General features: G+C 58.0%; 6 protein-coding genes and 1 pseudogene. 2 read left to right on the top strand and 5 right to left on the bottom strand.

Annotated elements, in window-relative coordinates; all coding sequences use genetic code 11:
* Positions 1-317: 317 nt before the first annotated feature.
* The 5 genes and pseudogenes from IVA91_RS15605 to IVA91_RS15585 all read right to left on the bottom strand — a co-directional run.
* Positions 318-538, bottom strand: a pseudogene (locus IVA91_RS15605) (DDE-type integrase/transposase/recombinase); the annotation flags it as partial.
* Complete coding sequence (locus IVA91_RS15600; RefSeq protein WP_247333111.1) at positions 514-789, bottom strand: hypothetical protein; 276 nt, start codon at positions 787-789, stop codon at positions 514-516. The gene IVA91_RS15600 and the pseudogene IVA91_RS15605, both read right to left, overlap by 25 nt.
* Positions 790-1,614: 825 nt before the next feature.
* Entirely contained in the window at positions 1,615-2,193 is a 579-nt protein-coding gene (locus tag IVA91_RS15595) for an aminodeoxychorismate/anthranilate synthase component II (protein WP_247333108.1), read from the bottom strand.
* A complete protein-coding gene (gene pabB / locus IVA91_RS15590; protein WP_247458933.1) occupies positions 2,190-3,584 on the bottom strand; it encodes an aminodeoxychorismate synthase component I in 1,395 nt (464 codons plus the stop codon). The genes IVA91_RS15595 and pabB overlap by 4 nt, the downstream gene beginning before the upstream one ends.
* Before the next feature lie 97 nt (positions 3,585-3,681).
* A complete protein-coding gene (locus IVA91_RS15585; RefSeq protein ID WP_247333274.1) occupies positions 3,682-4,008 on the bottom strand; it encodes a Dabb family protein in 327 nt (108 codons plus the stop codon).
* Positions 4,009-5,516: 1,508 nt separating this feature from the next.
* Here IVA91_RS15585 and panB point away from each other — a divergent pair.
* On the top strand, positions 5,517-6,389 hold the full coding sequence (gene panB / locus IVA91_RS15580) for a 3-methyl-2-oxobutanoate hydroxymethyltransferase (protein WP_247302516.1): 873 nt from the start codon (positions 5,517-5,519) through the stop codon (positions 6,387-6,389).
* Between the two features lie 14 nt (positions 6,390-6,403).
* A complete protein-coding gene (gene panC, locus IVA91_RS15575; protein WP_247458932.1) occupies positions 6,404-7,255 on the top strand; it encodes a pantoate--beta-alanine ligase in 852 nt (283 codons plus the stop codon).
* Positions 7,256-8,149: the final 894 nt, after the last annotated feature.

Genomic DNA, 8,149 nt, shown 5'->3' with positions numbered 1-8,149 from the left:
CGGCAAAGACCCAGATGCCGCAAGTCGAGCATCGCTGGCACAAGGGGCTGACGATCGCGTTGAGCATTCGCATGTGCCGCTGCGAAAACGGGAACGAATCGTGCAGGGCTTCCGAACCACCGGTTTGCAACGGTTCGTGTCGCACTTCCCAGCCTCGCGAATCGAAGCATATCGCGGCCATCGCCACTGCGCGCAAGCCGAGAGGGCGGGAGCTGCATACACAGCAGCGACTTCCCCATGGCGGACTCGGCCCGGCAAGACGAAGGTTGTGGAAAAGGCGGCATTCTGAGCCGATAGGGCTATTCTACAACATCCGTCTGCATCGGCTTGCCTGGCGGGATGTAGTGCCATTCGATCCCGTGATCCTTCATGCAAGGATGGCGTTCGAGGTGAATTCGGTGCGTGGTCGGAGACGATGATGCCTGGCTTGCCGCGCTGGGCGATCAGTTCCGTCAGCTCGCGAGCAACCCGATGGCCGGAAATCGAGGTGTCCGGGATCGCGGCATTCGCGCGTCACGTCGTCGACGATGTTGAGCAAAGCGTTGCTGCCGGCATTGTCAGCAGTGTTAGCATCCGCTCGTTCCACTTCTGCGGCCCAAAGGCGTCATTGAGCACCTTCTTCGCCGGCGCCCAATGAGCTGCAAGTATGACATGCGCCGAGCGAATCTCCTCTGAACCAATCCGAACGCCGCATACACCGCCCTCTTGAAGAATCAACGAGGTGACGGCCGCGCCCCGATCGACAACTCCGCCGCGCACGCGAATGCTTTGGGCGACCGGATTAGCCATGACCTCCGTCATTCTGCCCGAGAATGCAGCAAGACCAGAACTTGCGCGTGCACTGTTCGCCGCTGGGCACGTCGAGGTTATGGTCAGGGCTCTCCAAAAGAGGCTCAATGTTGACTAGCGCGAACTGGGTTCGGGAGCACAAAAGGCCCAACTGGCCTCGCTGGCGGGCTCCTGCACGCGGTTGTGATGAGCATTGAGGAAGCCGTGTGATGTAGTTCACAAGCGGCAGGTATCACCAGGGATAGCGTGCGCGCCTCAACTGGAGGGAAGCGCCATGCAATTTAATTGGACAACCTCTCGAATGCTCGCTCTGACGGCCGTTGTTTTGGTGGCGGCTGGCACCACTATGGCAATCGGTACTCCTCGCGCACTCTTTGAGCCGACTTTGGGACAAGATTGGCAATGCAGCCGAACCATGCTGCTCGTGACCACTTGTTCACACAGCGCAAAACCAGGGTGAGCCGGCCGCTCCCTGTGCCGTTCCTGATCGGAACGGTATCGCCAATGTGCGGAAGCGAACAAAACAGCCGTTTGACCTGTGAGTAAGCTCGCGCTCGCTTGGCCTTCTAAGGTTCAAGCGCCTCCAGCGGCCCCGGCCTCCGCGACCCCAAAAGCCCCATGGCCAGGGCCGTCTTTAAGGCTACCGATGGCCCATGCCGCCGATGGACCCTTCGACATTCAAATGGAAATTTCCGAACCTCGGCGCCGAGCCGGCCACAGACGCCTCAAACGAACCGCGGCTCGATGTCCGACAGCCGCATGTCGTCGGGCCAGCGATCGACCGGAAGCGCCACGCTATGGCTGCACCAGTCCTCTACGGCCGCCTTAAGAAAGCTCTGCAAGCCGTAGGAAGTTTGCGAACAGTACGTCCCCTTGTGGGGTGAGTATCGACTCCGGATGGAACTGCACGCCATATGTTGGTTGATCGCGATGGGCGAGGGCCATGAGTTCTCCATCATCCGAGAGCGCTGTCACCGTGAGGTGACGGGCAGATGACGCATCCAATTCGACGATAAGCGAATGGTAGCGCCCCACACAAAGTGGAGACGGTAGTTCTTTGAAAAGCCCGCCGCCTTCATGTGTGACATACGAGGACCGACCGTGCATAGGACGACGTGCGCGCGTTACGCGTGCGCCGAATACGGTCCCAATACACTGGTGTCCGAGACAAATCCCGAGAATTGGCACCTGACCCGAAAGTTCACGAACGACGGCTGTCGATATTCCAGCCTCAATTGGAGTGCAAGGACCGGGGGAGATGACAACCGCGCGGGGCCTGAGGTCAGCAAGTTCGCTCACATCCATCGCGTCGTTCCGGACGACACGTGTTGCTGCACCAAGCTTGCGAAAATATCGCGCAATGTTGAAGACAAAAGAGTCGTAGTTGTCGATAATGACAATCAAGATGCACCGGCGTCTTCAGCAATGAATGCGCGAAAAATGCGCTCTGCTTTTGCAAGGCTCTCCTCATATTCGGCGGCCGGATCGGACATTGCCGTTATCCCGGCACCTGCATGGAAGACGGCCTGGCCGTCGTCGATCGTTACGGTGCGAATGGCAATATTTACATCCATAAGTCCATTGAATCCTATGTAGCCTATGGCCCCGCAATACACCTCTCGCGACACACGTTCGATATCCAGGATAATTTCCATCGAGCGTACCTTGGGAGCTCCGGTAACTGAGCCGCCGGGAAAGCAGGCCCTAAGTAGGCCCACGGCATCCTCTCCGTGTGCTAGCTCACCCGTAACGATGGACACGAGATGGTGCACCGAGGCATAGGACTCGAGATTGCACAAGGACAGGACGTGGACTGATTCAGGCCTGCAAACGCGCGAGAGATCATTGCGCAGGAGGTCGACGATCATGGTGTTCTCGGCGCGGTCTTTTTCCGAACCTAGCAGCGTCTCAGCGCGACGCCGGTCTTCCTCGCAATCAGCAGAACGCGCCACCGTCCCCTTGATAGGTCGCGTTTCGACCTGTCGCCCGTGAAGCTTTAGGAAACGCTCGGGCGAGCTCGATGCAATGGTGAGCTTGCCATACCGAAGAAGGGCGGCAAAGGGAGCCGGATTCATTTTCCGCAGCTGACAATAGAAGGCTATCGGATCGAACGAGTTCGCCAGGCGGGCGCTGAAGCGCTGCGCAATGTTGACCTGGAAGGCGTCACCCGACAGAATGAGATCAATCACGCGCTGTACCGCCGCGATGTATCCCTGGCGACTGAAGTTTGAATGCCATGAGCCGGCCTCGCCTGGTGTAAAATCAGGAGGAGGGGCTGAGACTGTAAGCAGCCCAACAAATTCTTCGGCTCTTTGGCGAGCTCTCTCACGCCGGCGAGCTGGATCCTGCTCCGGCCACCCGGTAGAAAGGATCCAGCATCTATTATGGCGGTGATCGAAGCTTATCACGACGTCGTAAAGATGTAGGAGTGCCTGAGGCAAGCGATGCCCCCCGATGGTCGGCACCGGCAATCGCTCCAGCGTCCTGTTCAGCTCGTATCCAAAAAAGCCGGCGGCGCCGCCCTGGAATGCCGGGAGATCGGCGCGATGTATTTGCGGATAGTTGGCTAGCAGAGCGCGAAGTGCCGCCCACGGATCGCCCACAATGGACTCTCCGTTGCAAATACCTCTCCCGTCCGCGATTATGTAAGTGCTGAAGGGATCGCACGTCACATACGAGTACTGCCCGAGCACCGCGTGTCTCGATGCGCTATCCAGGAACGTGAGGTGCCTCCGATGCGAGAGGCGTCGCATGGCTGTGACGGGCTCAATCCACTGCAGTTCCAATACATGCATTAGTCTGTCGCTCAGCGATACATGGTCGATTGTAATCCCGTCCGGCGAAGGCGAGCCTCATGGGCACCCAAAAACCCCTACGTGCCTGCCAGGTTAATTACGCTTGCGGGTAGGGCCTGCCAAATGGCTCCGCATCTGTTGACATGCTGTAATCGGCCGCGAGACGTAGCTCTCGGAGCGGCCTGACCTGCCGGATCGATTCCTGGTAAAGCTCGTGCGCTTTATAGGCTTCGAGTTCGACTTCGTTGTCGAATTCACCGTAGACGATCACGTCAATTTCGTTGCCAAGCCGGTCACTCTTACGGTTGCGAGCGACCTCAAGCCGGCGTGCGTGCGGGATTTTGGCGAGAACGGAAAGGCCGTCGACTATTTTGTCGACATGCGCCTTATCTTTTGCGGTGAAGAATACGATGTGTCGAATCATAGATGACCGTCGGTAATCGCGAACATTGCGGTTTGACCTCGCCCAAAGCGACAGAAGCCTCATCGCAAAGTCTGCAAGGCTCGCGCAGCCGCTCAGATGCCACTGCACGGCAGGCTCCCTGCACGATCGCGCTGGCCGGTGTTTAGCTCGAGTCTTCCTCCGCTATTACGCAAGGTAGACAATCTCTGAGACGAATTTCTGCATCGAAGTAAGGAACCGCCTGATCATTCAGTCGCTAGGACAACTTTCAGTGGATGTCCGACGGTCATTAGCTTCGCGCGGATCTCGTGCATGAAACGGTCTCACTTGCAGGATCGCCGCATAAGAACTGCAGCAAAATGCGTTCTTTCGTTGAATACAGGCTGGTCATAAAACAGAAGGGGGAAGGCCGCCGCCAGCCCCCGAAGCGTTGACATCGACACGTGACTTCAAGGTTGAATCCGCTCTTTGGCTGATCATCGCAGAGAGATCGATCGTGAAACTCTTTCATCGCGGAACGTGGCGATAGTCTCAGCCATACATGGCGCCTGGGAGGAGCTTATCGTCTCGGCCGGACGGCAAGCGCACCGGCGCCTCAGGTCAGCGACGCCTCTAAGCGGCTCGCCTGACAAGTCTGTACGCTCGGGTTATCCACACGCCATCGAATTAGCGGCGGCAGACGCGCGTCTGCATAGCTTTCACGATCTGCTGCGCTGGAAAGCACTCCCATGCTTGCATTTGACGAAGGCGAGGGCGGTCACTCCGACCTCGTTTGAAGAATTTCATCACGGAATTACGCCCAAACGCAATGTTCGGCCGACAGGCAGGGGTTCATCGAACCAATCGATCGCGATATGCCGCTACAACAGAGGGTGAGCGCGAGGCCTGTTTCGGGAGCTGGAAAATGCCAAGTATCCTGGGGAAGGGATTGGAGCAGGGCATGGTACGCAATTTCTATCAGCTCCGTATGGGGAAGTATGCCGGAGCGTTGATCAGCGCAGCAGGTGTGAGCGGCAACAGATCCTCTGGCTGCAGTTGAACTTGATGAGGCTCGGAAACGAACTTGCTCCGGTAGAGTATTGCCTCCGGGCAGAGCCAGCCAGTCCGACATGCAAGAGATGCGGTTCAGACAACGCCGCACGCAAATTGCGTCAGAATGATCCCATCGGCGCGTCCTGAGGCCCAGCGTGACGCAAGGCGCTTCCAAATGACAATTTGAATCTGGGAGTTCTTGCTTGATGGTCGCGCGACCATTGGATTTTTTATGCACGCGCCTGCTACTTTGGAGACGTATGTTTCCCTTTCACGGTTGACAGTTTTCACTCGTCCGCCATAGAAAAAGGGTGGTCCCCCGGGGCTGAACGGCTTCGGTCGCAAGAATCGGATTACCGTTCGGCTAGCATATTCGGTGACGCGGGGACTTCGGAAGGGCGGTGGCTTCAAAATCGTAGGCGACACAGGTGAGATCAAATCAGTATCGCTTCGAGCTGCGAAATCGACCTGAGGCCATCTGACGGAACGGATCGAAAATGAGCCACGCTTCGGAAGTGTCAGTTGAGCGGATCACGATTCCAATCCTGCAGCGATGGAAGCAGGAGCGGCGGCGTGTCGCCATGACCACCGCCTACGATGCGGTTACGGCAGGCATCGCTGACCCCATCGTCGACATCATTCTTGTCGGCGACAGTGTTGGCAATGTCTGCCTCGGTTTCGACAACACGTTGCCAGTCAGCATGGCGATGATGAACCATCATCTCGAAGCTGTTGCGCGCACAAGGCCCCGTGCCCTGCTCGTGGCCGACATGCCGTTTCTTAGCTTTCACCTCAGTCCGGAGGAGACGATACGCAACGCCGGAGGGTTCCTGCAGCGAGGCGCAGATGCAGTGAAACTCGAGGGCGGAGCCAAGCGCGTGGAAATCGTGCGTGCCCTGGTCGATTGCGAAATTCCCGTCATGGGCCATCTCGGCCTCACCCCGCAGAGCGTCAATATCATGGGGGGATTCAAGGTGCAGGGCCGGAAAGCCGATGACGCTTTGCGGCTGCTTGATGACGCTCACCGTCTGCAGGAGGCCGGATGCTTCGCGTTGGTGCTTGAAGGCATTCCGGCCGAGCTAGCCCAGCGAGCGACCGAATCGCTGTCCATACCAACTATTGGAATCGGCGCGGGTCCCGGATGCTCGGGCCAAGTGCTCGTATTCCATGACGTGCTGGGGCTGACCGAAGGTCATCGGCCCAAATTTGTTCGCGCCTATGCAGATGGTTTTCAGCTGTTGCAGGACGCGCTGTCGCGCTGGGCTACCGATGTCCGCAGTGGAGCGTTCCCGGCGCCGCAAGAGTCCTATCGGCTTCCTGAAAGCCTGGGTAACATCATCGCAAACTGGGCTCCTCCCAACCCAACCTGATGTAAGGTGCTACAATGCAGACGATTACGACGGTCGCTGAGCTTCGTCGTGAGCTCGCGAAGGCTTGCAGCGCGGGCAAACGCGTCGGGCTCGTGCCGACAATGGGCTATTTGCACGATGGCCATCTGGCCCTGGTCAAGGCGAGCCGAGCGCAATGCGACGTCACCGTCGTTAGCATCTTCGTCAATCCGACTCAGTTCGGACCAAACGAGGATCTCAGCAGCTATCCTCGCGATTTCCTGCGCGATGAAAAACTGTGCCGCGATGCCGGTGTTGCGATTGTCTTCGCGCCGGGTGCACAGGAAGTCTACCCGGCTCAATTCGAGACCTTCGTCGAACCGGGCGAATTGGCTAAGCCACTATGCGGGGCTTTCAGGCGTGGGCATTTTCGCGGCGTCGCAACCGTCGTATGCAAGCTGTTCAACATGGTGCATCCGGACGTCGTGTTTTTCGGGCAAAAGGATTTTCAGCAATGCGCGGTCGTGCGTCGCATGGCAACTGATCTCAATCTTCCCATCGAGATCGTCACCGTGCCAACCGTTCGGGAACCGGACGGGCTCGCGATGAGCAGTCGCAATCGGTATCTCAGCGAGGAAGAACGTCGACGAGCCGTTGCCATCAGTCGTGGGCTGTTCGCCGCGGCGGATGAGTTCCGCTCAGGAGTGCGCGAGGTGGACAAGCTGATTGCGATCGCCGAGCGGCATCTTGAGACAGTTGATCTGCTGCAATACCTTGAACTTGTCGATGGTGATACGCTCAAGCGCGCCGAGAGTCCGCTGCGGCTTCCGGCGGCGCTCTGTGCCGCAGCCTACGTCGGTTCGACCCGGCTGATCGACAACGTACTGCTCGCGTTGCCAACTCTGTAGCGCAATTCAGAACCAAATCGATAAACTGTTTTCTTTTTATCCGTTTCGCCCGCGTCGTCGGTGTCTGGGAGTTCCGACGCAGCCGCCCCTCGCGCTTCGCCGCGGCAAGATTTGTCGGCGGGGTAGGGCGAAGTGGTCGAAACTAATGCGCACGTAGCCCGCGTCGACCAGGGCTTCCGCAATCAATTCCGACTGAAAATGACGCACGACTTCTGGGGCAGGGCGTATTCGCTGATCTTGCACTGCTGCTTCTTGAAGCAGGGAATATACGCGTAACCGAACACCGGACAGGCGATCCGGACGGAGTTCGATGCATTTGGCGACCGTGTCTAGCACTACAGTCGCAATTTTCGGGGTGGTTCTGACTCTATGGGCGACCATGATTCGGCATTTGATGATTGGTGGAGCGTCGGCCGAAGATACGCGACGCCGTGGGCTTCTTTGTTGGAGTCGTCAATGGCGAGCCGTGACGCGGGCGTTGACAAAGACCATGAGTCTACCAGGCACATAAGCTGCGTGCCTTCCATGATCAAAGTGTTTATGTCGGCGTCTACACCGCGCTGTCGGTTGCCACAACGTTTTGGCAGGCTACGCAAGCCCAGAGTAACCGGGTTGCAAACCCATCGCCTCGCATTGAGACCGATTGCGATCGGCAGATGGAATTTCATCTTGTTGTCAGCTTTGCGACTGAGCCATATTGATTTGTCGCGGATATGACTACGGGAGGCGAGGCCGCGCTGGCGCGCTGAAGGGCGCCACGGCGCAGTCTCGAGGCGCACTCGGGTGGTTCGTGCTCCTTCAGTGCGCGACCGCGCTCATCAATCAGCAAGTAACAAGCTTGTTGAGAGCCCCCAACGCTCCATGCCTAGCCGGCACAGTTGCCCGATCGTATCG

The sequence above is a fragment of the Bradyrhizobium sp. 153 genome, assembly GCF_023073835.1.
Lineage (GTDB): Bacteria > Pseudomonadota > Alphaproteobacteria > Rhizobiales > Xanthobacteraceae > Bradyrhizobium.
This window is presented reverse-complemented; position numbering and strand designations above follow the sequence as displayed.